Raw genomic sequence first — 23,008 nt, forward strand, 5'->3', positions numbered from 1 at the left:
TCGAAATGTGCTGATTCAGACCGCGACCTTGTGGTCTGCAAGTCCCGGGCTGCTGACGCGGTAAATACCGATCTCACCTAACAGATTAGGCCATAGCTTACTGGCCCACCCGTGCCGATGCTGTTGATCCACGGCCAGCCGATCAATGACCTTGGCTTCACGTTCGCGACATAAGGCTTCAAAGTCCGCGAAGGTGCAGAAGTGGATGTTCGGCGTGTTGTACCAGGTGTAGGGCAGGAACTCGGAAACCGGCATCCGACCCTTGCTCGCCAGGTACCAGCGGCAGCGCCAGTGACCGAAATTCGGGAAGGTGATGATGCACTGGCGACCGACGCGCAGCATTTCGTCGAGGATCTTGTCCGGGTAGTGCACCGCTTGCAGCGCCTGGGTCATGACCACGATGTCGAAGCTGTTGCTGGCGAAATTGCCCAGGCCCTTGTCCAGGTCCTGCTCGATAACGTTGATGCCCTTGGCCACGCACTCGGCAATGTTATCCGCGTCGTTTTCCAGGCCATAGCCGGTGACCTGCTTGTTGTCGCGCAGCCAGGTCAGCAGTTCGCCGTTGCCGCAACCGAGGTCGAGCACGCGGCTACCGGCGGGGATCCATTCCTGGATGATTTCCAGATCAGCTCTCATGGCTATCTCACAACGTAATGCGGTTCATGTAATTGCCGAACGCCTGCAAGTAGCGCGGAATCGGAATCAGGAAGGCGTCGTGGCCTTGCGGTGCGTCGATTTCCAGGTAGCAGACGTCCTTGCGCGCGGCCATCAGTGCGTCCACCAGCTCCCGCGAGCGGGCAGGGGAGAAACGCCAGTCGGTGGTGAACGACATCACGCAGAACTTGGCGGTGGCGTTGGCGAAGGTTTTCGCCAGGTCATCGTCGAAGTTGGCCGCCGGATCGAAGTAGTCCAGGGCCTTGGTCATCAACAGGTAAGTGTTGGCGTCAAAGCGCCCGGAAAACTCCTCACCCTGATAACGCAGGTAGCTTTCGACCTGGAACTCGACGCTGTGGAAGTCGTAGTTGAGCTTCTCGCTTTTCAGGCCGCGCCCGAATTTCTCGCCCATGGAGTCGTCGGACAGGTAGGTGATGTGCCCAACCATGCGCGCCAGCATCAGCCCGCGCTTGGGGATCACGTTGTGTTCCTGGAACGAACCGCCGTGGAATTCGGGGTCGGTGAGGATCGCCTGGCGCGCCACTTCGTTGAAGGCGATGTTCTGTGCCGACAGCTTGGGTGCCGAGGCGATGGCCACGCAATGGCGGATACGGTCGGGGTAAGTGATGCTCCACTGCATCGCCTGCATGCCGCCTAGGCTGCCGCCGATCACGGCCGCAAACTGGGCGATGCCGAGGCGATCGGCCAGGCGTGCCTGGCTGTGCACCCAGTCTTCCACGGTCAGCACCGGGAAATCGGCACCGAACGGCTTGCCGGTCTCCGGGTTGATGCTGCTCGGGCCGGTGGAGCCATTGCAACCGCCAAGGTTGTTCAGGCTGACCACGAAGAACTTGTTGGTGTCGATGGGCTTGCCGGGGCCGATGCAGCTGTCCCACCAACCGGGTTTACGGTCGTCGGGGCTGTGATAGCCGGCAGCATGGTGGTGGCCGGACAAGGCGTGGCAGATCAGCACGGCGTTGCTCGCCGTGGCGTTCAGGGTGCCGTAGGTCTCGTAAACCAGGTCATAGGCCGCAAGCGAACGGCCGCAGGCCAACGCCAGGGGTTCGCTGAAGTGCGCCACTTGCGGCGTCACCAGACCAACAGAATCGGGGGGAAAGGCAGCTGGCATCGACCCTGCTCTCGTTGAAATGAGGCGTAAGTCTAAAGACCGCTGGGGTTAGCGGCAAGCAAAGGCCGGGCCTGATTTCATCCAGCTAGACCGAGGTGCGCCATTCGCGAGCAAGCCCGCTCCCACATGGGAATGCAACCTCCTGTGGGAGCGGGCTTGCTCGCGAAGAACGATAACGCGGTCTCAGATCAGGCCAAACAGTTCTTTCGGCATCAGCGCGTAGTAAGCCAGGCGCGGAATCAGCCAGCTCTGCAGCAACTGCAGTGCGATGAAGGCGAAGATCGGCGAGATGTCGAGGCCGCCCAGGTTCGGAATGATCCGGCGGAACGGCGCGAGCACCGGTTCAGTGATCTGCTGGACCAGTTCTGCGCCTGGATTGTGGCTACCCGGAGCGACCCAGGACAGAATCACGCTGATGATCATTGCCCAGAACAGGATCTTCAAAAACAGCGCGAAGATGCCAATCAGCGCCCAGGGGGCCAGGAACAGTACATCGACCGAGTAACCACTGAGCAGCAGGATGACCGCGAACAGCGCCATTTGCACGACCAGGGCCAGCACCAGAGAGGACATGTCCAGCCCGAACATGCTTGGGATAACCCGGCGCAGCGGCTTTAGCAGCGGTTGCGTGGCCTTGACGGCGAATTGGCAGAGCGGGTTGTAGAAGTTCGCCCGCACCAATTGCAGGATGAAACGCAGCAACACGATCAAAAGATACAGGCTGCCCAAGGTCTGGATCACAAAAATGGCAGCGTCATTGAGTCCGAGCATTGTTGATTCCTTATTAAGTGCTGATTAGCGACCGAGTTGCTCAGCCATCTCGGCCGAACGATGCGCAGCGGCGCCCAGGGCTTTTTCGACCAGTGCTTCGAAGCCATTGGCCTGGAACGATTTGATCGCGGCTTCGGTCGTGCCGGCAGGCGAAGTGACGCGGCGACGCAGCTCGGCGGCGTCGACGTCGCTGGACACCGCCATGTGGGCGGCGCCCAAGGCGGTTTGCAAGGTCAGTTGCGCGGCGATGTCTGCCGGCAGGCCGAGCTTCACGCCGGCGGCGGTCATGGCTTCGATCAGCAGGAAAAAGTACGCAGGGCCCGAGCCGGAAACGGCGGTGACCGCATCCAGCTGTTGTTCCTCGTCCAGCCACAGGGCAACACCAACCGCCGATAGCAGCTCTTGAGCTTGCTGGCGCTGTTCGGCGGTTACCTGATCGGTGGCGAACAGGCCGCTCACGCCCTGACGCAGCAGTGCCGGCGTGTTGGGCATGCAGCGCACGATTGGCTGGGCGCCGAGCCAGTTGTTCATGCTGGCGCAGGTAATGCCGGCGGCAATCGATACCACCAGTTGCCCGGGTTTCAGGCTTGGGCGAAGGGCTTCACAGACAGCCTTCATCGCCTGGGGCTTGACCGCCAGCACGACCACATCGGCGCCCTCGATGGCCTGGGCATTGTCGGCGAATACTTCGATGCCGAGTTCGGCGCTCACGCGGGCACGGGTTTCTTCTCCCGGATCGCTGGCGCGGATCTGCGCCGCTTCCAGGCCTTTGGCCCGCAGGCCGCCGATCAGGCTGGCGGCCATGTTGCCGGCACCGATAAAGGCAATACGTGTCTTGCTCATGTCAGGTCCTTATAAAGGGGGTCAAGGTTGACCGTAATCTCTGGCGCCAAACAGGGCCGTACCGACACGGACCCAAGTGGCACCCTGGGCGATCGCTGACTCAAGGTCGTGGCTCATCCCCATGGAAAGTGTGTCGAGGGGCAAGTTCAGGCTGGCCTGCAGGCTTTGTACGGCAGCAAAGGCGGCATCCTGGGCGGCACGGTCTTCGGTCGGCTCGGGAATTGCCATCAGCCCGCGCAACTTCAGGCGCGGCAAGGCGCTGATCGCATTGGCCAGGGCCGGCAGGTCCTGCGGTGTGCAGCCGGACTTGCTGGCTTCACCGCTGACGTTGACCTGGATGCAGATGTTCAAGGGCGGCAGATCGGCAGGGCGTTGTTCGGACAGGCGTTGCGCGATTTTCAGGCGATCCACGGAATGCACCCAGGCGAAGTGCTCGGCGATTGCGCGAGTCTTGTTCGATTGAATGGGGCCGATGAAGTGCCAGATCAAGGGCAGGTCGGTCAATTCCGCCTGCTTGCTCAATGCCTCCTGCAGGTAGTTCTCGCCAAAATCGCGCAGGCCCGCGGCATAGGCTTCACGCAGCGCCTGGGCGGGTTTGGTCTTGCTGACGGCCAGCAACTGGACGCTGTTTTCATCGCGGTGGGCGGCGAGGGCGGCGGCACGAATACGTGAACCAACCCGTTCAATGTTGTCTGCTATCGTGGACATTCAAGAGGCGCCAGCGGTCTGAGGTTGGCGGCATTCTACTGGAATTGAGGGGTGCTATGGATATCACTGAGTTGCTGGCGTTCAGCGCCAAACAAGGCGCATCCGACCTGCATTTGTCGGCAGGCCTGCCGCCGATGATCCGTGTCGATGGCGATGTGCGGCGCATCAACTTGCCGGCCTTGGAGCACAAGGAGGTGCAGGCGCTGATCTACGACATCATGAACGACAACCAGCGGGTGGCCTTTGAAAAGCACCTGGAAACCGACTTTTCCTTTGAGGTGCCCGGCGTCGCGCGATTCCGGGTCAATGCCTTCAATCAGAGTCGAGGCGCTGGAGCGGTTTTCCGCACGATCCCGTCCAGGGTCCAGAGCATGGAAGAGCTGGGCATGGGCGAGGTGTTCCGCAAGATGACCGATGCGCCACGTGGCCTGGTCCTGGTGACAGGCCCGACGGGGTCCGGCAAGTCCACCACCCTGGCAGCGATGATCGATTACCTGAACAGCCACCGCCATCACCACATCCTCACTATCGAAGACCCTATCGAGTTCGTTCACGAATCGCGCAAATGCCTGATCAATCAGCGTGAAGTTCATCGTGATACCCGCAGTTTCGCCACCGCCTTGCGTTCGGCCCTGCGCGAAGACCCGGACGTGATCCTGGTGGGGGAAATGCGTGACCTGGAAACCATCCGCTTGGCATTGACCGCTGCCGAGACTGGCCATTTGGTGTTCGGCACCCTGCACACGACCTCGGCGGCGAAAACCATTGACCGGATCATCGACGTATTCCCCGGGGACGAGAAGTCGATGGTGCGTTCGATGCTTTCCGAGTCATTGCTGGCGGTGGTGTCCCAGACCCTGGTCAAGAAGATCGGGGGAGGGCGGGTCGCAGCCCACGAGATCATGCTCGGGACATCGGCAATCCGTAACCTGATCCGTGAAGACAAGGTGGCACAGATGTATTCGTCGATTCAGGCGGGCGGGTCGCTGGGGATGCAGACGCTGGATATGGGCCTGAGGGACCTGGTGACCAAGGGCTTGGTCAGTCGCGAGCAGGCGCGGGAGAAGGCGCGGTCGCCAGATAATTTCTGATGGCGTTTAAAGCAAAAGATCGCAGCCTGCGGCAGCTCCTACAGGGAAACGCGAGTCCCTGTGTAGGAGCTGCCGCAGGCTGCGATCTTTTGATCTTGCTTCAGGTTAGCGCTGAACAACCTGCAACGCTTTCTGGTCTTTCGGCAGAACCCGCTTGGCCACGACGTAGTGTTTTTCCCAGTACGGTTTCTTCAGGGTGTCGATGCTCACCGACTTGCCACGGCGTGGCGCGTGGATGAAGCGGTCGTTGCCCAAATAGATGGCAACGTGATTGACTCGACGACTCTTGATGTTGAAGAAAATCAGGTCGCCGGGCTTCAAGTCGTTGCGATCGACTTTCTCGCCGTGGCCGCTGGCCATGGCATTGGAGGTGCGTGGCAGGTCAAACGTGGCGTCGTTGAACGCGTATTTCACCAGGCCGCTGCAGTCGAAGCCTTTGCTCGGGCTGCTGCCGCCCCAACGGTACGGTGTACCCAGGACGTTAACGGCGCGGCTCAGCACGTTGCTGCTTTCCCGGGTCGCCATTGGCGGCACCAGGCTGCTCTTGCTGGCCAGCTGTGGAGCCAGCTTTACCGATTTCTTGCTTTTGCTCGAAGGAGCAGCCGCATGGGATTTTGGGGTGTAACCATTAACGTTCGGAAGACGTTGCTCACGATTGGTGGCGTGGGCGGCCAGTGGCAATAATAGGCAAATGGTTAGCCATGTCTTGAAAAGTGGACGCATTAGGCAGGGCTCGTATGTGTTAGCGCGCAACTTTATAACAGCTTTTTTTGGCATTCTGAGGCCGTTGGTCGATTCCATCGGGGTCTAACGGAACCAAATAAGCGGTAAATTGACGCGATTGTCCGACAGAAGTCAGGTGCTATAAGGGTTTGGCGAGAGTGACGGTAGCATTTGCCATACGTCGGCTGCTCGTAAAAAAGTCACAAAGATTTAAAGAATATTTATCTATCGCGTGAATCGAGGTCCTCCATGAACACCTATCAACCCCCCGTCCCGCATCAGGACACGCACAGCAAAGTGATTGGTTACCTGCTGTGGATTTTTGGATTTACCGGTGCCCATCGCTTTTATTACGGCAAGCCGGTGACCGGGACGATCTGGTTCTTCACCTTCGGTTTGCTGGGGATTGGCTGGTTGATCGACCTGTTCCTGATTCCGGCCATGGACCGTGAAGCAGACCTGCGATTTACCGCTGGACCGATTGAATACAACGTGGCGTGGATTCTGCTGACGTTTCTTGGGGTGTTCGGCGTGCACCGGATGTATCAGGGGAAGTGGATCAGCGGGTTGCTGTACCTGGTGACGGGTGGGTTGTTCTTTCTGGGGGTGCTGTATGACTTCTGGACGCTGAATGACCAGGTGTCCATTCGCAACGCGCAGAACAGAGGCGCCTTCCAGTAAGTCTTCGCGAGCAAGCCCGCTCCCACAGGGGACTTGTGAACGACACAGATCCAATGTGGGAGCGGGCTTGCTCGCGAATGCAGGCGGCGCGGTTTTAAGCCTGGTGGCTGATCCGTCCGTCCACCAGGGTATAGCGCACCACGCCCGGCAGGCTATGACCCAGGAACGGGCAGTTCTCGCCTTTGGACAACCAGGTTTCCCCGGCCACGGTCGAGGCTGCAGGGTCGAATAGCACGATATCCGCTGCGCCGCCCACCGCCAGCTTGCCCGCTGGCAGGCGCAAGGCCTGCGCAGGGCCGGCACTGAGTCGCGCCAGCAGCGTCGGCAGGTCGAGCAAGCCGTCTTCCACCAGTGTCATCGCCAGCGGCAGCAGCAGTTCGACGCTGCTGATGCCTGGCTCGGTGGCCCCGAACGGCGCCAGTTTGGCGTCCCGTTCGTGGGGCTGGTGATGGCTGGAAATGGCCGAGACCACGCCAGACTTCACGGCTGCGCGCAAACCCTCACGGTCGGCCCGGGTGCGCAGCGGCGGCTGCACGTGATAGAGGCTGCTGAAATCGATCAGCGCTTCGTCGGTCAGTATCAGCTGGTACAGGGCGACATCCGCCGTGACCTTCAGGCCGCGTTGCTGGGCCTGGGCGATCAGCGCTACACCACGTGCGCTGGTCAGCTGGCTGAAGTGCGCACGCACGCCCGTCTGTTCGACCAGCAGCAAGTCCCTGGCCAGGGCCACGGTTTCAGCGGTTTCCGGAATGCCCGGCAGGCCGAGGAAGCTCGCGGTCGGTCCTTCATGGGCCAGGCCGCCTTCCGCCAGGTCGTGGTCCTGGGAGTTGAAGATCACCGTGAGGTCGAAGGTGGCTGCGTAATCCAGCGCCCGGCACAGGGTGCGGGTGTTGCGAAAGCTCTCCAAGCCGTTGCCGAAGGCCACGCAGCCGGCATCGCGCAAGGCAACCAGCTCTGCAAGCTGTTCGCCGTCCAGGCCTTTGCTCAGTGCGCCGATCGGGAACACTTTAGCGTTACCGGCTTCGCGGGCGCGGTCGAGGATCAGCTCGGCCACTGCCGAGGTGTCCAGCACCGGTTTGGTCTTTGGCGGGCAGCACAGGCTGGTCACGCCACCGGCAGCGGCGGCGCGGGTTTCGCTGGTAATCGAACCTTTGCGGCTGTAGCCCGGTTCACGCAGGGCGACATTGAGGTCGACCAGGCCAGGGGCGGCCACCAGGCCTTTGGCATCGAGGGTGTCGACAGCGACAAAACCGGCTGGGGCGGCGCCAATGGCGACGATCTTGCAGGCTTCAATGTGGATATCGGTGACTTGATCCAGGTCACTGGCCGGATCGATAACGCGGGCCCCGAGAATGCTGAGCTTCACTGAACGTTCTCCTGCTCGAATTGGCGTTGCGCAGTCTGACCGCTCATGGCCATGGACAGAACGGCCATGCGAATCGCGATGCCGTAGGTCACTTGGTTGAGGATCACCGAGTGTGGACCGTCGGCTACCGCCGATTCGATTTCCACCCCACGGTTGATCGGCCCCGGGTGCATGACGATGGCATCGGGTTTGGCGCCAGCCAGGCGCGCGGTGGTCAGGCCGAACAGGCGGTAGAACTCGCCCTCGCTCGGCAGCAGGCCGCCGGTCATGCGCTCACGCTGCAGGCGCAGCATGATCACCACGTCGACGTCTTTGAGGCCTTCGGTCATGTCGGTGTAGACCTTCACGCCGTATTGCTCGATGCCGATCGGCAGCAGGGTCTTCGGCGCGATCACGCGGATGTCCGGGCAACCCAGGGTTTTCAGGGCCAGCATGTTCGAGCGTGCAACCCGCGAGTGCAGGATGTCGCCGACGATGGCCACTGAAAGGTTTTCGAAGCCGCCCTTGTGCCGGCGGATGGTGAGCATGTCGAGCATGCCTTGGGTCGGGTGAGCGTGACGGCCGTCGCCACCGTTGATGATCGCCACCTGTGGGCAAACATGTTCGGCGATGAAGTGTGCAGCGCCGGAATCACCGTGGCGCACGACGAACATGTCGGCGGCCATGGCCTCCAGGTTGCGCAGCGTGTCGAGCAGGGTTTCGCCCTTGCTTGCCGATGATGTCGACACGTTCAGGGTGATCACGTCCGCCGACAGCCGTTGGGCCGCCAGTTCGAAGGTGGTGCGGGTGCGGGTGGAGTTTTCGAAGAATACGTTGCACACGGTCTTGCCGCGCAGCAACGGGACTTTCTTCACTGCCCGTGCGCCAACTTCTAGGAACGAGTCGGCGGTGTCGAGGATTTCCGTCAGCAGCTCGCGGCGCAAACCGTCGAGCGAGAGGAAGTGGCGCAGCTGGCCCTGATCATTGAGCTGCAGCGGGCGCTTGGTATCTAGAGGCGTCATCGCGAGGGGGACTCTCAATAGGGCGAATTAAAGGGCGAGGTCTTGCAGTTCGAGCTTGAGTTCCGGCCCCGACAGTTTCACCCGCTCGTGGGCTGCCAGGGACAGGGTCGCGCCCAGTACGTTGGGGCGGATCGGCAGTTCCCCGGCATCCAGGTCCAGCAGGCATACCAGCGTCACGCTGGCCGGGCGACCATAGTCGAAGAGTTCGTTCAGGGCGGCGCGGATGGTCCGCCCGCTCATCAATACGTCGTCGATCAGCACCAGGTGCTGGCCTTCGATCTCGAACGGCAGGGCCGACGGCCGCACTTGCGGGTGCAGGCCGTTCTGGCTGAAGTCGTCGCGGTAGAAGGAAACGTCGAGTGTGCCAAGCGGTTCGGCGCTGCCCAGCTCCTTGAGCAGGGCCTGGGCAACCCACACGCCACCGGTACGAATGCCGATGTAGCGCGGTTCGCTGATGCCACGGTGTTCCAGGTGTGCCTTGAGATCAGTCGCCATCTGGCTGATCAGTTCGGCGGGATTGGGCAGGCTCATGGTTGCTCCTTCTTGGGCCCGAGCCGGATCGTTGCGGGAGGTGGCTCGGGTTGTAGCTAAAAGAGACGGGTGACGGCTCTTCAGGATTAGGATTGGAACAATGCGCTGTTCTCGTCGAGCCAGCCTTGCAGCAGCAGGGCGGCGGCGATGGCATCCACCGGGTTGTCGCGGTAGCTGCCTTTCTGTCCGCCCCGGGCCAGGCGTTCGCCCTTGGCTTCAAAGGTGGTCAGGCGTTCATCGTGGGTATAGAAGGGCAGGTTGAAGCGACCGTTGAGGCGTCGGGCGAATTTTTCCGCGCGGGCGCACATGTCGCTGGGTGTGCCGTCCATGTTCAGCGGCAGGCCGACCACCACGGCGTCGGGTTTCCACTCCTTGATCAGCGCTTCTACCTGATCCCAGTCGGGAATACCGTTTTGTGCCTTCAAGGTGCACAGCTCGCGGGCCTGGCCGGTAATGACCTGGCCAACCGCAACGCCGATCTGCTTGGTGCCGTAGTCGAATCCCAGAATCAACCGCAGGGCCATCAGGCGTGCCCCGCCTGGCTGGTGAGCAGGCTGAGATTGACGCCCAGCTGCCTGGCTGCCGCTTCCAGGCGCAGCTCGCTGCTGGTGTTGAACAGGATGTCGGCATCGTACGGGCAGGTCAGCCAGGCGTTCTGGGCCAGTTCGGCCTCCAGTTGCCCGGCTTCCCATCCGGCATAACCCAGCGTGATAACGCTTTTCGCCGGGCCGACGCCATCGGCGATGGCGAACAGCACGTCCTGGGAGGTCGACAGGGACAGCTCGCCTTCCAGATCAACGGTCGCTTGAAAACTCTGGCCCTTGGGGTGCAGGACAAAACCACGATCGGTCTGCACCGGCCCGCCGATGAAGATCGGTACGTGCTGACAAAGTGCCGGTGGTTCGATGTCCGGGCGCAATTGCTCGAGGATATCGGCCAGGTTCAGGTCCTGCGGACGGTTGACCACCAGCCCCATGGCACCATTGGCCGTGTGCTCGACGATGTAGGTCAAGGTGTGCGCAAAGTTCGGGTCGACCATGTGAGGCATGGCGATCAGGAAGTGATGCTTGAGGTAGCTGGGGCTGACGTTTTTCATGAACGCTAGTGTGGCGTTGGAGGGACGAACTGACAAGCCGAAGCACGTCAAAAGATCGCAGCCTGCGGCAGCTCCTACAGGGAAATGCATTCCACATGTAGGAGCTGCCGCAGGCTGCGATCTTTTGATCTTCAATTAATTACTGGAGAGTCGGTCCCCGCGTGCAAATTTCCACGTGCGGATGATTTCCAGGCGATCGATGTCCGACAGGTCTCCGGTAAAGGGGGCGAACGGCGCTGCCAGGCGCACGATGCGCTGGGCCGCCTGGTCCAGCAGCGGTTGTCCGGACGACTCCAGCACCAGCACTTCATACAGCGATCCGTCGCGGTTGATCGAGACCATCAGGCGCAGGTTGCCGTAAATCTGCTTGCGCCGGGCTTCGTCGGGGTAATTGAGGTTGCCGATGCGCTCGACTTTTTTACGCCACTCGTCTTTATACCAGGCGCCCTTGTCGCGCATGGTCGAGGCGGCGCTCAGGCGGTGGATGCGCGGGCGCTTGGCGTACAACTGTTGTTCCTGGGCCAGTTCGGCTTCGAGGCTGGCGATGTCGCTGGACAGCTGTTCGCTGTCGAATGTCGGTGCCGCCACCACAGGTTTGGTGACGGGCTTGGGCTCCTCGGTTTTTGTCGGGGCTTTCTTCGGCTTGGGTGCGACGGTGGTCACGGCTGCCTTGGGCGGGGCGTCCTTCTGTTCTGGCTTGGCGGCGGGCGGTGGCGTGACTTTTTGTACCTTGTTGTCCTGGAACGGTGCGATCTCGGTGGTCTTGGGGATGGCCTTCTTGTCCAGGGTGCCGCTGCCTTGCTGGTTTTCCTGGGCGAGGAAGTCAGCCTTTTCCGGTTTCTTTTCGCTTTTGAAGGTGGCGAGGGTGATTTCCAGGGTTTTGCTGATCTGCTTGGGCTCGACCATTGTGAAACCGACACCCAGCAGTAATGCCAGGTGGATCAGCGCCGCCAGGAACAGGGTAAAACCGAGGCGATCGGCCGGGCGCACGCCGTGGTGGGCGAGTTCGGGGGGCAGATCGGACGGGAGGGTCATGACAAGGAAACCAACATCGCGTTTTCACAGGCCGCGCATGATAACGCAATGTTGGTTTGGCTTATCAACGGGCCTTGAGCTTCTGATCGATGGCATCCATCAGCATGCCGCCAATATCGGTGCCGAAGGCATTGTCGATTTCGCGGATGCAGGTCGGGCTGGTGACGTTGATCTCTGTCAGGTGCTCGCCGATCACATCGAGGCCGACGAACAGCAGGCCTTTTTCGCGCAGGGTCGGACCGACTTGCGCCGCGATCCAGCGATCCTTCTCGGTCAATGGACGGGCTTCGCCGCGGCCACCGGCTGCAAGGTTGCCACGGGTTTCGCCGGCAGCAGGAATGCGCGCCAGGCAGTAGTCCACCGGCTCGCCGTCGATCATCAGGATGCGTTTGTCGCCATCGACGATGGCCGGCAGGTAGCCCTGGATCATGATTTGCTGCTGGCCGTGCAGGGTCAGGGTTTCGAGGATCACCGAAAGGTTCGGGTGGCCGGCGGTGTGACGGAAGATCGAGGACCCGCCCATGCCGTCGAGTGGCTTGAGAATCACATCGCCATGATGGTCGGCGAATTCACGCAATACGTCAGGGCGACGGCTGACGATGGTCGGGGGCGTGCACTGCGGAAACAGCGTGGCGAACAGTTTTTCGTTGCAGTCACGCAGGCTTTGCGGCTTGTTGACCACCAGTACGCCAGCATTCTCGGCCTGTTCCAGCAAATAGGTGGTATAGACGAATTCCATGTCGAAAGGCGGATCCTTGCGCATCAGGATCACGTCCAGGTCGCTCAGCAGGTTGTCCTGCTCGGCTTCCAGCTCGAACCATTTTTCCGGGTTGGCGAACACTTTCAGTGGACGCATCCGCGCCCGCGCCTGCCCTTCGGCCTGGTACAGGTCGCGCTGTTCCATGTAGAACAGTTCCCAGCCGCGTTTCTGTGCGGCCAGCAGCATGGCCAGCGAGCTATCCTTTTTATAGGAGATGCTGGCGATAGGATCCATGACAATCCCGACACGAACGCTCATGGGTGTTTCCTCAAAAGTGGGTGAGGCCTAGGACCATATAAAAGTGGCGTCAGAGTGGCGCTGAGAGTGTTCCCGGTCAAGGAAAAACCACTGCCGGGACCGGCCGATAGATTGGATATGGAGACTGTGCTAAAAAGACTGCCATGTCGTGCCGACCCTTGAACATCAAGGGTTTCGAGTCCTCGACGCCCCGCAGATGGACAAATAGATTCCTAAAGGCGACGGTAGAGCAACTATGGAACAGCAACCCAACGCCTTGAAGGTCATGGTAATCGACGATTCGAAGACGATTCGCCGCACCGCCGAAACACTGCTCAAGAACGTGGGTTGTGAGGTCATCACGGCCATCGATGGGTTCGATGCGCTGGCCAAGATCGTCGATCACCACCCCGGCATCATCTTTGTCGACATCATGATGCCGCGCCTGGATGGCTATCAGACTTGCGCGTTAATCAAGAACAACAGTGCATTCAAGTGCACGCCAGTGATTATGCTGTCGTCCAAGGACGGGCTGTTCGACAAGGCCAAGGGGCGCATTGTCGGCTCCGACCAGTTTTTGACCAAGCCTTTCAGCAAGGAAGAGCTGCTGAGCGCGATCCAGGCCCATGTTCCGGGCTTTGCCGCTGTTTTGCCGCAGTAAGACACCTACAGTGACGCTCGGCCATTGGGCCCTGCGCCGACAAGAATGGGGAAGACCATGGCACGTATCCTGATCGTCGATGATTCGCCGACCGAAATGTACAAATTGACCGGCATGCTGGAGAAGCACGGTCATGAAGTATTGAAAGCCGAAAACGGCGCAGACGGCGTGGCGCTGGCCCGCCAGGAAAAACCCGACGCAGTGCTGATGGATATCGTCATGCCCGGACTCAATGGCTTCCAGGCGACTCGCCAGCTGACCAAAGATCCGGAAACCGGGCACATCCCGGTGATCATCATCACCACCAAGGATCAGGAAACCGACAAGGTCTGGGGTACGCGCCAAGGGGCCAAGGACTACCTGACCAAGCCGGTTGACGAAGATACCCTGATCAAGACCTTGAACACCGTGCTGGCCGGTTGATCACAAGGCCATGAGCGAATCACTGACCGCCTTCGAACTGCTATTGCAGATCGACCGGCGTTGTCGCTTGCTGGCGGCGGACTTGCCGTCCCAGCCCGCCCGCCAGGACAGCTGGAGCGGCATCGGTTTTCGCCTGGGCGAACAGTGGTACGTCGCGCCCATGGGGGAAATCGGTGAAGTGTTGCACGAACCGCGTTTTACGCTGGTGCCGGGGGTCAAGTCCTGGGTAAAGGGCGTGGCCAATCTGCGCGGGCGTTTGTTGCCGATCATTGATTTGTGCGGTTTTTTTGGCCAGGAAATCTCGGCGACGCGCAAGCAGCGGCGCGTATTGGTGGTGGAGCATGACGAGGTGTTTGCCGGGTTGCTGGTCGATGAAGTCTTCGGCTTGCAGCACTTCGCCCGGGACAGTCTGCAGCCGATAGACGCGCCGGGCGGCCCGATCGCACCGTTCATCACCGGCCGGTTTCAGCGCGAGCAGAGCTGGCAGGTGTTGAGCCTGTTTACGCTGGCGCGGTCGCAGGGATTCATGAACGTTGCCGTTTAAATGGAGCGTCACAGCTCTAAATGTGGGAGCGGGCTTGCTCGCGAAAGCGGCAGATCAGTCAATATCAATGTTGAATGGACTGGCGCTTTCGCGAGCAAGCCCGCTCCCACAGGGGATTCTGGCAGGCCTAGAAGTGGGTTAACAGGCGAAGACCGATGATAAAAGCAAAAACAGGCAAGCCAATGGAGGCGTCGCGCAGTCGATCGCAGATCATCGCGCTGTTCATCGCCCTGATCATCTTCATCATGTTGTTGTTCGCCAACTTCGCGTACCTCAACACCCAGGCCACCTACGACAAACAGTACATCGGTCACGCCGGTGAGCTGCGCGTGTTGTCCCAGCGCATCGCCAAGAATGCGACCGAGGCCGCTGCCGGCAAGGCTGCGGCATTCAAGTTGCTCAGCGATGCGCGCAACGATTTTGCCCGGCGCTGGAGCTATCTGAAGAAAGGCGACCCCGCCACCGGCCTGCCACCGGCACCGCCCAGCGTGCGCCCGGAAATGCGCGCCGTGCAACTGGACTGGGAGCGCTTGCTGAAAAACACCGATGCGATCCTGTCCAGTGAACAGACGGTGCTGTCGCTGCATCAAGTCGCCGCGACCCTGGCCGAAACCGTGCCGCAGTTGCAGGTTGAATACGAAAAGGTGGTGGAAACCCTGCTGCAACGTGGCGCCCCGGCGGCGCAGGTGGCGATGGCGCAGCGTCAATCACTGTTGGCCGAGCGTATTTTAGGGGCGGTCAATACCGTGTTGTCCGGCGACGAAAACTCACAGCAGGCCGCCGATGCGTTCGGCCGTGATGCGGCGCGGTTCGGCCAGGTGCTCAACGGCATGCTCCAGGGCAACGCCTCTCTGCGGGTCAGCCAGGTCGAGGACCGTGACGCGCGCGCGCGGCTGATCGAGATATCCGAGCTGTTCGAATTCGTCTCAGGTTCAGTGGACGAAATCCTCGAAACCTCACCGGAGCTGTTCAAGGTTCGTGAGTCGGCCACCAATATTTTCAGCCTTTCGCAAACCCTGCTAGACGAAGCTTCCCATTTGGCCAGTGGCTTTGAAAACCTCGCCGGAGGGCGTGACACCGACACCATCGGCGGTTATGTCCTGGGCCTGGGGGCGCTGATGTCGATCATCCTCATCGGCCTGGTGATGGTGCGCGAAACCAATCGCCAGCTGCGCGAGACTGCCGAAAAGAACGAGCGCAACCAGAACGCGATCATGCGCCTGCTCGACGAAATCGAAGACCTGGCCGACGGCGACCTGACCGTGACCGCCACGGTAACCGAAGACTTCACCGGGACCATCGCCGATTCGATCAACTATTCCGTGGACCAACTGCGCGATCTGGTGGCAACGATCAACCTGACGGCGGGCCAGGTTGCAGCCGCCGTGCAGGAAACCCAGGCTACCGCGATGCACCTGGCGCAGGCCTCGGAACATCAGGCCCAACAGATTTCCGAAGCCTCCACCGCGATCAACGACATGGCTGAGTCCATCGATCAGGTGTCGGCCAACGCCGCGGAATCCTCGGCGGTGGCCGAGCGTTCGGTGGAAATCGCCAACAAGGGCAATGAAGTGGTGCACAACACCATCCATGGCATGGACAACATCCGCGAACAGATTCAAGACACCGCCAAGCGAATCAAACGCCTTGGCGAGTCTTCCCAGGAAATCGGCGATATCGTCAGCTTGATCGATGACATTGCCGACCAGACCAACATTCTCGCCCTCAACGCGGCGATCCAGGCGTCCATGGCCGGTGACGCCGGGCGTGGTTTCGCAGTGGTTGCCGATGAAGTGCAGCGCCTGGCGGAACGCTCTTCGGCCGCAACGCGGCAGATCGAAACCCTGGTGCGGGCGATCCAGGCCGACACCAACGAAGCGGTCATTTCCATGGAGCAGACCACCACCGAAGTGGTGCGCGGCGCGCGTCTGGCGCAGGATGCCGGTGTGGCCCTGGAAGAAATCGAAGGGGTGTCCAAGACCCTGGCGGCGCTGATCCAGAGCATTTCCAACGCGGCGCAACAACAAACGTCGTCTGCCGGTCAGATTTCCCTGACGATGAACGTGATCCAGCAGATCACTTCGCAGACCTCGTCCGGCTCTACCGCCACCGCCGAGAGCATCGGCAACCTGGCAAAAATGGCCAGCCAGTTGCGGCGTTCGGTGTCTGGCTTCACCTTGCCGGCCACCCAGGCGCAGGTCGCGGACAAAGCTTGAACCGCCCCCGGGCATGGCTATCTTGATAGAAGTGGGGATTGGAGTGGTTATGGGTGATCGGCACGACTATGTGGCCCTTGAATGGGTCAAAGGCGAAATTGCCGAAACGCTGAAGCAGGCTCATCACGCGATCGAAACCCAGCTTGATGACCCGCAGGCGACGCACGCCCTGAGCGAATGCCTGGCGTGCATCCATCAGGTTCACGGCAGTCTGCAGATGGTCGAGTTCTACGGCGCGGCGTTGCTCGCCGAAGAAATGGAGCAACTGGTCACCGCCTTGCAACACAATCGCGTCCATCATCGTGACGAGGCGTTGCACCTAATGCTGCAAGCGCTGGGGCAGTTGCCGATCTACCTGGATCGCGTGCAAGGTGCACGCCGCGATCTGCCTTTGGTCGTGTTGCCGCTGATCAACGACCTGCGCAGCGCCCGCGGCGAAAGCCTGTTGTCGGAAACCAGCCTGTTCAGCCCGCAGTTGCCAGACCTGCCTGCCCTGGATCAAGCGGCCCTGGCGCGGCTGGAGCCGGCGGACTTGCCGAATGTGCTGCGCAAGTTGCGGCAAATGTTGCAGATGGCCCTGGTCGGGTTGCTGCGTGAGCAGGATGACGACACGCACCTGGAGTACCTGGCCAAGGTCTTTACTCGTCTGGAAGGCTTGTGCGATTCAGCGCCCCTGAGCCCACTGTGGCAGGTGGCTTCAGCGCTGGTCGAAGGCATGCGCGCCGGCGTCATTACCAACAGCCCGGCCTTGCGCAGCCTGTTCAAGGAGGCCGACAAAGAGCTCAAGCGTCTGCTCGAACAAGGCATGCAGGGCATCAATCAGCCGCCGCCACCCGAGTTGCTGAAGAGTTTGCTGTTCTACATTGCCAAGGCCGAACATCCCACCGGGCAGATGCTGACCATGAAAGATCGCTACGCACTGGACGATGCATTGCCTGACAGCGCGATGGTCGACGAAGAACGCGCCCGCCTGGCCGGTCCTGATCGTGATGCCATGCGCTCGGTATTGGCGGCATTGTGCGAAGAGCTGGTGCGGGTCAAGGAGCGCCTGGACCTGTTCGTGCGCAGCGATCGGCAACACACTTCGGACCTCGACAGCCTGCTGGCGCCCCTGCGGCAAATCGCTGACACCCTGGCGGTACTGGGCTTCGGCCAACCCCGCAAGGTGATCATCGATCAACTGGCCGTGGTGCTGAGCCTGGCCCAAGGCCAGCGCATACCCGATGATGCGATCCTCATGGACGTGGCCGGGGCCTTGCTTTACGTCGAAGCGACGCTGGCGGGCATGGTCGGCACCGTAGAGCCTGAAAGCCAGGAAGACAGTCGGCTGCCCACCACCGACCTGACGCAGATCCACCAGATCGTCATCAAGGAAGCGCGCATCTGTCTGCAGCAAGCCAAGGACATGATCGTCGACTACATCGATGCCGATTGGGACCGACAGCACCTGCAGGGGCTGCCGGCCCTGCTGACCCAGGTGCGGGGTGCGCTGGCGATGATCCCGTTGACCCGCGCGGCGGGCCTGATCGAAACCTGCAATCACTACATTCATGAACACCTGCTGCTTGAGCCGCATCAGCCCGGCTGGCAGGCGTTGGACAGCCTGGCCGACGTGATCACCAGCATCGAGTATTACCTTGAGCGCCTCAACGACGACCCCGAAGCCCCCGGTGAGCAACTGCTCGACGTGGCGCAAAGTCGCCTGGCCTCACTCGGTTTTTTCCCCAGCGAGCGACAGGTGCCAGTGCTGGCGGATGTCCTGAGCCCCGGCGAAGCGCAGTCCCTGCGGCAACAGCAGGAGCGGGATGCCCCGGCCATCGCCCAGGCCCTGGCCGATGTGCTGGCCAGCCCGGTTTCGGCCCTCAACCCGCCCGCGCTCGACACCCCGGATAGCCTGCTGCCGCCACCTTCAGGCGAAGAGCCGGTGGATGAGGAATTGCGTGAAGTATTCCTCGAAGAAACGGATGAAGTGCTGGAGATCCTTCGCGAACATTTGCCACGCTGGTCGGCGGACCCCACCAACCGCTTGGCCCTGAGCGAATTGCGCCGTGCCTTTCATACCCTCAAGGGCAGTGGCCGGATGGTACGAGCCCTGGTGCTTGGCGAATTGGCCTGGGCCGTGGAAAACCTGCTTAATCGCGTGCTGGAACACAGCGTGGAGCCTGGCGCCAGCGTGCAGCAACTGCTCGACGATGTGCTCGATCTGCTGCCGGAACTGGTGGCCGAATATGCCGCCGATGCCCAGCGTCAGCGCAATGATGTTGACCAGTTGGCGGCCCGTGCCCACGCCCTGGCCAAGGGCGATAACACGGCAGCGGACGAGGATACCCAGGACGTCGCGGCCCTCGACCCGCTATTGCTGGAAATCTTCCGCAAGGAAGCCGAAACCCATTTGAGCAGCCTCAACCGCTTTCTCGACCAGGCCGCCGAACGCCTGCCGCTGCAGGCCAGCGATGAGCTGCAGCGTGCTTTGCACACCCTCAAGGGTAGTGCGTCGATGGCCGGGGTCGTGCCGATTGCCGAGCTGGCGACGCCGCTCGATCAACTGGCCCGGGAGTACAAGGCTCACCTGATCGCGCTCGACCTGGACGAAGTCGAAGTGCTGCTGGAGGCCGAAGGACTGTTCCGTCTTGGCTTGCGCCAGCTCAAGACCGACCCGTTGGCTGAAATCCCCGGCTCCGGGGCCCTGATCGAACGCGCCAGGGCGCTGCTCGCCGAACGCCTGCAAAGTCACTTGAGCACGCCCAGTGCCGGCCTGAGGATCAAGCGCGACCCGCAGTTGATCAACAACTTCCTGGCCCAGGGCATGGACATCCTGCTCGACGCCGAAAGCCTGTTGCGGCGCTGGCAGCAGCATCCAGGCGAACGCCAGGAACTCAGTGCACTGCTGGACGAATTGACCACCCTCGGCGAAGGCGCCCACCTGGCCGACCTGCATCCGGTGGATGAGCTCTGCGAAGCCTTGCTCGACCTCTACGGTGCTGTGGAAGAGAGCAGCCTGGCGGTTAGCGAGGAATTTTTCCATGAAGCCCAAAGTGCCCACGAAGCGCTGATCAACATGCTTGATGAGCTGGCGGCTGGCCAGGAAGTCAGCCCGCGCCCGGAGCGGATTCGGGCCTTGCACGGCTTGCTCGATCAGAGCCTGGACCCTTCGGCCATGGGCTTGATCCGCAGTGACGGCAGTCGCACCTTGAGCATCCGCGAGCTGGGCGACGCCACCGCCGAACTTGAAAGCACCCTCCCCCCTGTAGGAGCGAGCACGCTCGCGATGGACGCTAACGATGACGCGCTTTCATTGGATAAACGCGGCGCCTATGAGCCCATCGCGAGCAGGCTCGCTCCTACAGGAGACCGCGCAGCCGAACTGGACGACGACATCGTTTCGATCTTCCTTGAGGAAGCCGAGGATATCCTCGAAAGCGCCAACCATTCCTTGCAACGCTGGGTAAGTGACCCGCATAACCCCGCGCCGCTGTCCTCGTTGCAGCGCGACTTGCACACCCTCAAGGGTGGCGCGCGGATGGCCGAGGTCGAACCGGTCGCAGACCTGGCCCAGGAACTGGAAAACCTCTATGAGGGCCTGGCGGACCGCCGTTACAGCCACAGCGAAGTGCTGACGCAACTGCTGCAACTGAGCCATGGCCATCTGGCGCAGATGCTTGAGCAGTTGCAGGACCATCAAGCCCTGGGCGATCCCGAGGAACTGATCGAAGCGATTCGCGCGTTCAGGCAAAGCCACGCAAACAATGCCCAGGTCATCGAAGCTGCCGCTGGCGTCGACTCGGCCCACCATGACAGCGAGTTGCTGGACATCTTTCTTGAAGAAGGCTTCGACATCATCGAAAGCTCCGGGGCGGCGCTGCTGCGCTGGCAGGCCGAGCCGTCGAACCGGCAGGAAATGGAAACCCTGCTGCGCGACCTGCATACCCTCAAGGGCGGTGCGCGCATGGTGGAAATCGCTCCCATTGGCGATTTGGCCCACGAGCTGGAGTTTCTCTACGAAGGTTTATCCACCGGCATGCTGCAACCCACGGCGGCGATGTTCGAACTGCTGCAGCGCAGCCATGACCGGCTGGCGCAGATGCTCGACGCAGCGCGCGCCGGTGAGCCACTGCCGCCGGCCGACCGGCTGATCGATGCCATCCAGAACTTCAGTCACCCGGTGCTGCCTGAAGCCCCGGCGCCACTCACCGTTACGGCAAAAACCGAGACACCAGCGCTGCAGCCCGATGCCGGGGCGGACATGGTCAAGGTCTCGGCCGAACTGCTCGACGACCTGGTCAACCTGGCCGCTGAAACCTCGATCTTTCGCGGTCGCATCGAACAGCAGGTCAACGACGCGCAGGTCGCCCTCAACGAGATGGAAACCACCATCGAGCGCATGCGCGACCAGTTGCGCAGGCTCGATACCGAAACCCAGGGCAGGATCCTCAGCCGTCAGCAAGTCGATGCCGAGCGCCTGGGCTACGAAGAGTTCGACCCGCTGGAAATGGATCGCCACTCGCAACTCCAACAACTGTCGCGAGCCCTGTTCGAATCCGCCTCCGACTTGCTCGACCTCAAGGAAACCCTCGATCGGCGCAACCTGGACGCGGAAAACCTCTTGCAACAGCAGGGCCGCATCAACACCGAATTGCAGGAAGGCCTGATGCGCACGCGCATGGTGCCGTTCGAGCGAATGCTGCCGCGCTTGAAGCGCATCGTCCGTCAGGTGGCCGGTGAGCTGGGCAAGGACGTCGAGTTCATCGTCGGCAACGCCGAAGGCGAGATGGATCGCAATGTACTCGAGCGCATGGCGGCGCCGCTGGAGCATATGCTGCGCAATGCCGTCGACCACGGCCTGGAATCCGCCGCGGTGCGTGTGGCGGCGGGCAAGCCGGCGCAAGGGCGGATCACCCTGGATCTGTTGCGCGAAGGCGGCGACATCATTTTCGATATTCGCGACGACGGTGCCGGCGTGCCACTGGAGGCGGTGCGGCGCAAGGCGATCAAGCGCGGCCTGCTCGACCCGGACAGTGTCATCAGCGACCACGACGTGTTGCAATTCATCCTGCAACCGGGTTTTTCCACCGCCGAGAAAATCACCCAGATCTCCGGGCGTGGGGTCGGCATGGACGTGGTGCACGAAGAAGTGCGGCAACTGGGCGGTACCATGAGCATCGACTCGGTGCCGGGGCAGGGCGTGCATTTTCGCATTCGCCTGCCGTTCACCGTGTCGGTCAACCGGGCGCTGATGGTGCAATGCGGGGAGGATCAATACGCCATTCCGCTGAACACCATCGATGGCATTGTCCGCGTGTTGCCCAACGAACTGGAAGGGCATTTCCGCCTTGATCCACCGAGCTATGAATACGCCGGTCAGCGCTATGAATTGTGTTATCTGGGCGAGCTGCTGAAAACCAGCCCACGTCCACGGCTGTTGGGCCAGAGCCTGCCGCTGCCGGTGTTGCTGGTGCAATGCAACGAGCGGCATATTGCGGTGCAGGTCGATGCCATGGCCGGCACGCGCGAGATCGTGGTGAAAAGTCTCGGCCCGCAGTTCGCCGCCGTGCAAGGGGTGTCCGGGGCGACGATTCTGGGGGATGGCCGGGTGGTGCTGATTCTGGACCTGCTGGCGCCGGTTCGCGCCATGCAGGCCCGTGCGCCGCAGCATCCGGTCAGTCACGACGTCGAGGTCGAACCGCAGCGGCCGTTGCTGGTGATGGTGGTCGACGACTCGGTCACCGTGCGCAAGGTCACCAGCCGTTTGCTCGAACGCCACGGCATGAACGTGCTCACCGCCAAGGACGGTGTCGACGCCATGCTGCTGCTGGAAGAGCACATCCCGGACCTGATGCTGCTGGACATCGAAATGCCACGCATGGATGGCTTCGAAGTCGCCACCCAGGTGCGCAACGATGAGCGTCTGCGGCACCTGCCGATCATCATGATCACCTCCCGTACTGGCCAGAAACATCGCGACCGGGCCATGGCCATTGGCGTCAACGATTACCTGGGCAAGCCGTACCAGGAATCGGTATTGCTTGAAAGCATTGCCCTGTGGAGCAAGACCCATGCATGAGCGTCGCCACGACCCGCGCGACAGCCAACTCACCGGCCTGCTACTGCCTTTGGCTGACCGCCACCTGATCCTGCCTAACGTCGCAGTGGCTGAACTGATCGGCTACCAACCCGCGGCCATCGACCTGGACTCGCCACCCTGGTATCTGGGAAGGGTCGCGTGGCGCAACCGGCAGATACCGTTGCTCAGCTTCGAGTCGGCGTGCGGGCAGAAAATCGTCATCGGCGAACGCGCGCGAATCGTCATTCTCAATGCGCTCGGCGGTCGGCCCGAGCTGAAATTCATCGCGCTACTGGTTCAAGGGATACCGCGCTCGTACAAGCTCGACAGTCAGTTGAGCTATGTGGACGTGCCTTTGTGCCCGCTGGAGAGAGCGGCGGTGCAGGTGGCGGACCAAGTGGCCAAGGTGCCGGATTTGTTAGCACTGGAGGAGTTGTTGGTGAGTGCCGCGCTCGTCTGAAGGGCCCCTTCGCGAGC

The 23,008-nt window shown here is 61.4% G+C and carries 21 protein-coding genes; 8 read left to right on the plus strand and 13 right to left on the minus strand.

From position 1 onward, the window contains the following. Positions 1-15: 15 nt before the first annotated feature. The 5 genes from metW to CGA21_RS02295 form a co-directional block, all read right to left on the minus strand. Positions 16-636 (minus strand): methionine biosynthesis protein MetW, encoded by a 621-nt coding sequence (gene metW, locus CGA21_RS02275; RefSeq protein WP_077046059.1) that lies wholly within the window; start codon positions 634-636, stop codon positions 16-18. A 7-nt stretch (positions 637-643) separates the two neighbouring features. Beyond that, positions 644-1,783: a homoserine O-succinyltransferase MetX gene (locus CGA21_RS02280; protein ID WP_188263436.1), complete on the minus strand. Its 1,140-nt coding sequence runs from the start codon at positions 1,781-1,783 to the stop codon at positions 644-646. 183 nt (positions 1,784-1,966) lie between these two features. Beyond that, positions 1,967-2,554, minus strand: coding sequence for a YggT family protein (locus tag CGA21_RS02285; RefSeq protein ID WP_110750274.1), 588 nt, complete (start codon positions 2,552-2,554; stop codon positions 1,967-1,969). A 24-nt stretch (positions 2,555-2,578) separates the two neighbouring features. After that, positions 2,579-3,397 carry a pyrroline-5-carboxylate reductase gene (proC, locus tag CGA21_RS02290; protein ID WP_188263437.1) on the minus strand — a complete coding sequence of 273 codons (819 nt, stop codon included), beginning with the start codon at positions 3,395-3,397 and terminating at the stop codon, positions 2,579-2,581. Between the two features lie 21 nt (positions 3,398-3,418). After that, positions 3,419-4,105 (minus strand): YggS family pyridoxal phosphate-dependent enzyme, encoded by a 687-nt coding sequence (locus CGA21_RS02295; RefSeq protein WP_188263438.1) that lies wholly within the window; start codon positions 4,103-4,105, stop codon positions 3,419-3,421. A 56-nt stretch (positions 4,106-4,161) separates the two neighbouring features. On the opposite strand from CGA21_RS02295, the gene CGA21_RS02300 reads away from it, so the two are divergent. Continuing rightward, the gene (locus CGA21_RS02300; RefSeq protein WP_188263439.1) at positions 4,162-5,196 is read left to right on the plus strand and encodes a type IV pilus twitching motility protein PilT; all 1,035 of its coding nucleotides are present in this window, start codon (positions 4,162-4,164) and stop codon (positions 5,194-5,196) included. A 105-nt stretch (positions 5,197-5,301) separates the two neighbouring features. On the opposite strand, the gene CGA21_RS02305 is transcribed toward CGA21_RS02300, so the two are convergent. Beyond that, the gene (locus CGA21_RS02305) at positions 5,302-5,919 is read right to left on the minus strand and encodes a C40 family peptidase (protein ID WP_188263440.1); all 618 of its coding nucleotides are present in this window, start codon (positions 5,917-5,919) and stop codon (positions 5,302-5,304) included. A gap of 249 nt (positions 5,920-6,168) precedes the next feature. Between CGA21_RS02305 and CGA21_RS02310 the strand changes: the two genes are divergently transcribed. Then, positions 6,169-6,600 (plus strand): NINE protein, encoded by a 432-nt coding sequence (locus CGA21_RS02310; RefSeq protein ID WP_042955345.1) that lies wholly within the window; start codon positions 6,169-6,171, stop codon positions 6,598-6,600. Between the two features lie 94 nt (positions 6,601-6,694). Here the strand turns inward: CGA21_RS02310 and CGA21_RS02315 are convergent, their stop codons facing one another. The 7 genes from CGA21_RS02315 to gshB all read right to left on the minus strand — a co-directional run bounded on the left by CGA21_RS02315 (position 6,695) and on the right by gshB (position 12,647). After that, entirely contained in the window at positions 6,695-7,966 is a 1,272-nt protein-coding gene (locus CGA21_RS02315; protein WP_188263441.1) for a dihydroorotase, read from the minus strand. Next, positions 7,963-8,967 carry an aspartate carbamoyltransferase catalytic subunit gene (locus tag CGA21_RS02320; protein WP_020797380.1) on the minus strand — a complete coding sequence of 335 codons (1,005 nt, stop codon included), beginning with the start codon at positions 8,965-8,967 and terminating at the stop codon, positions 7,963-7,965. The genes CGA21_RS02315 and CGA21_RS02320 overlap by 4 nt, the downstream gene beginning before the upstream one ends. 27 nt (positions 8,968-8,994) lie before the next feature. After that, positions 8,995-9,498: a bifunctional pyr operon transcriptional regulator/uracil phosphoribosyltransferase PyrR gene (pyrR, locus tag CGA21_RS02325; protein WP_020797381.1), complete on the minus strand. Its 504-nt coding sequence runs from the start codon at positions 9,496-9,498 to the stop codon at positions 8,995-8,997. A gap of 86 nt (positions 9,499-9,584) precedes the next feature. Continuing rightward, the gene (gene ruvX / locus CGA21_RS02330; RefSeq protein WP_020797382.1) at positions 9,585-10,022 is read right to left on the minus strand and encodes a Holliday junction resolvase RuvX; all 438 of its coding nucleotides are present in this window, start codon (positions 10,020-10,022) and stop codon (positions 9,585-9,587) included. Further along, the gene (locus CGA21_RS02335; protein WP_110750286.1) at positions 10,022-10,594 is read right to left on the minus strand and encodes a YqgE/AlgH family protein; all 573 of its coding nucleotides are present in this window, start codon (positions 10,592-10,594) and stop codon (positions 10,022-10,024) included. Before CGA21_RS02335 ends, ruvX begins: the two co-directional genes overlap by 1 nt. 135 nt (positions 10,595-10,729) lie before the next feature. Beyond that, the gene (locus CGA21_RS02340) at positions 10,730-11,629 is read right to left on the minus strand and encodes an energy transducer TonB (RefSeq protein WP_020797383.1); all 900 of its coding nucleotides are present in this window, start codon (positions 11,627-11,629) and stop codon (positions 10,730-10,732) included. Positions 11,630-11,693: 64 nt separating this feature from the next. Continuing rightward, on the minus strand, positions 11,694-12,647 hold the full coding sequence (gene gshB, locus CGA21_RS02345; RefSeq protein WP_020797384.1) for a glutathione synthase: 954 nt from the start codon (positions 12,645-12,647) through the stop codon (positions 11,694-11,696). Positions 12,648-12,882: 235 nt separating this feature from the next. On the opposite strand from gshB, the gene pilG reads away from it, so the two are divergent. The 6 genes from pilG to CGA21_RS02375 all read left to right on the plus strand — a co-directional run bounded on the left by pilG (position 12,883) and on the right by CGA21_RS02375 (position 22,991). Further along, positions 12,883-13,287 carry a twitching motility response regulator PilG gene (gene pilG / locus CGA21_RS02350; protein ID WP_110750287.1) on the plus strand — a complete coding sequence of 135 codons (405 nt, stop codon included), beginning with the start codon at positions 12,883-12,885 and terminating at the stop codon, positions 13,285-13,287. A gap of 57 nt (positions 13,288-13,344) precedes the next feature. After that, a complete protein-coding gene (gene pilH, locus CGA21_RS02355) occupies positions 13,345-13,710 on the plus strand; it encodes a twitching motility response regulator PilH (RefSeq protein WP_110750289.1) in 366 nt (121 codons plus the stop codon). Positions 13,711-13,720: 10 nt separating this feature from the next. Further along, positions 13,721-14,254, plus strand: a complete 534-nt coding sequence (locus CGA21_RS02360; protein WP_110750291.1) for a chemotaxis protein CheW — start codon at positions 13,721-13,723, stop codon at positions 14,252-14,254. 155 nt (positions 14,255-14,409) lie between these two features. Further along, entirely contained in the window at positions 14,410-16,470 is a 2,061-nt protein-coding gene (locus CGA21_RS02365; RefSeq protein ID WP_020797388.1) for a methyl-accepting chemotaxis protein, read from the plus strand. A 49-nt stretch (positions 16,471-16,519) separates the two neighbouring features. Next, positions 16,520-22,531, plus strand: coding sequence for an Hpt domain-containing protein (locus CGA21_RS02370; protein ID WP_188263442.1), 6,012 nt, complete (start codon positions 16,520-16,522; stop codon positions 22,529-22,531). Continuing rightward, the gene (locus CGA21_RS02375) at positions 22,524-22,991 is read left to right on the plus strand and encodes a chemotaxis protein CheW (protein WP_188263443.1); all 468 of its coding nucleotides are present in this window, start codon (positions 22,524-22,526) and stop codon (positions 22,989-22,991) included. The genes CGA21_RS02370 and CGA21_RS02375 overlap by 8 nt, the downstream gene beginning before the upstream one ends. The last annotated feature ends 17 nt before the right edge of the window (positions 22,992-23,008 follow it).

It is taken from the genome of Pseudomonas sp. PSB11 (assembly GCF_014596605.1).
Lineage (GTDB): Bacteria > Pseudomonadota > Gammaproteobacteria > Pseudomonadales > Pseudomonadaceae > Aquipseudomonas > Aquipseudomonas umsongensis.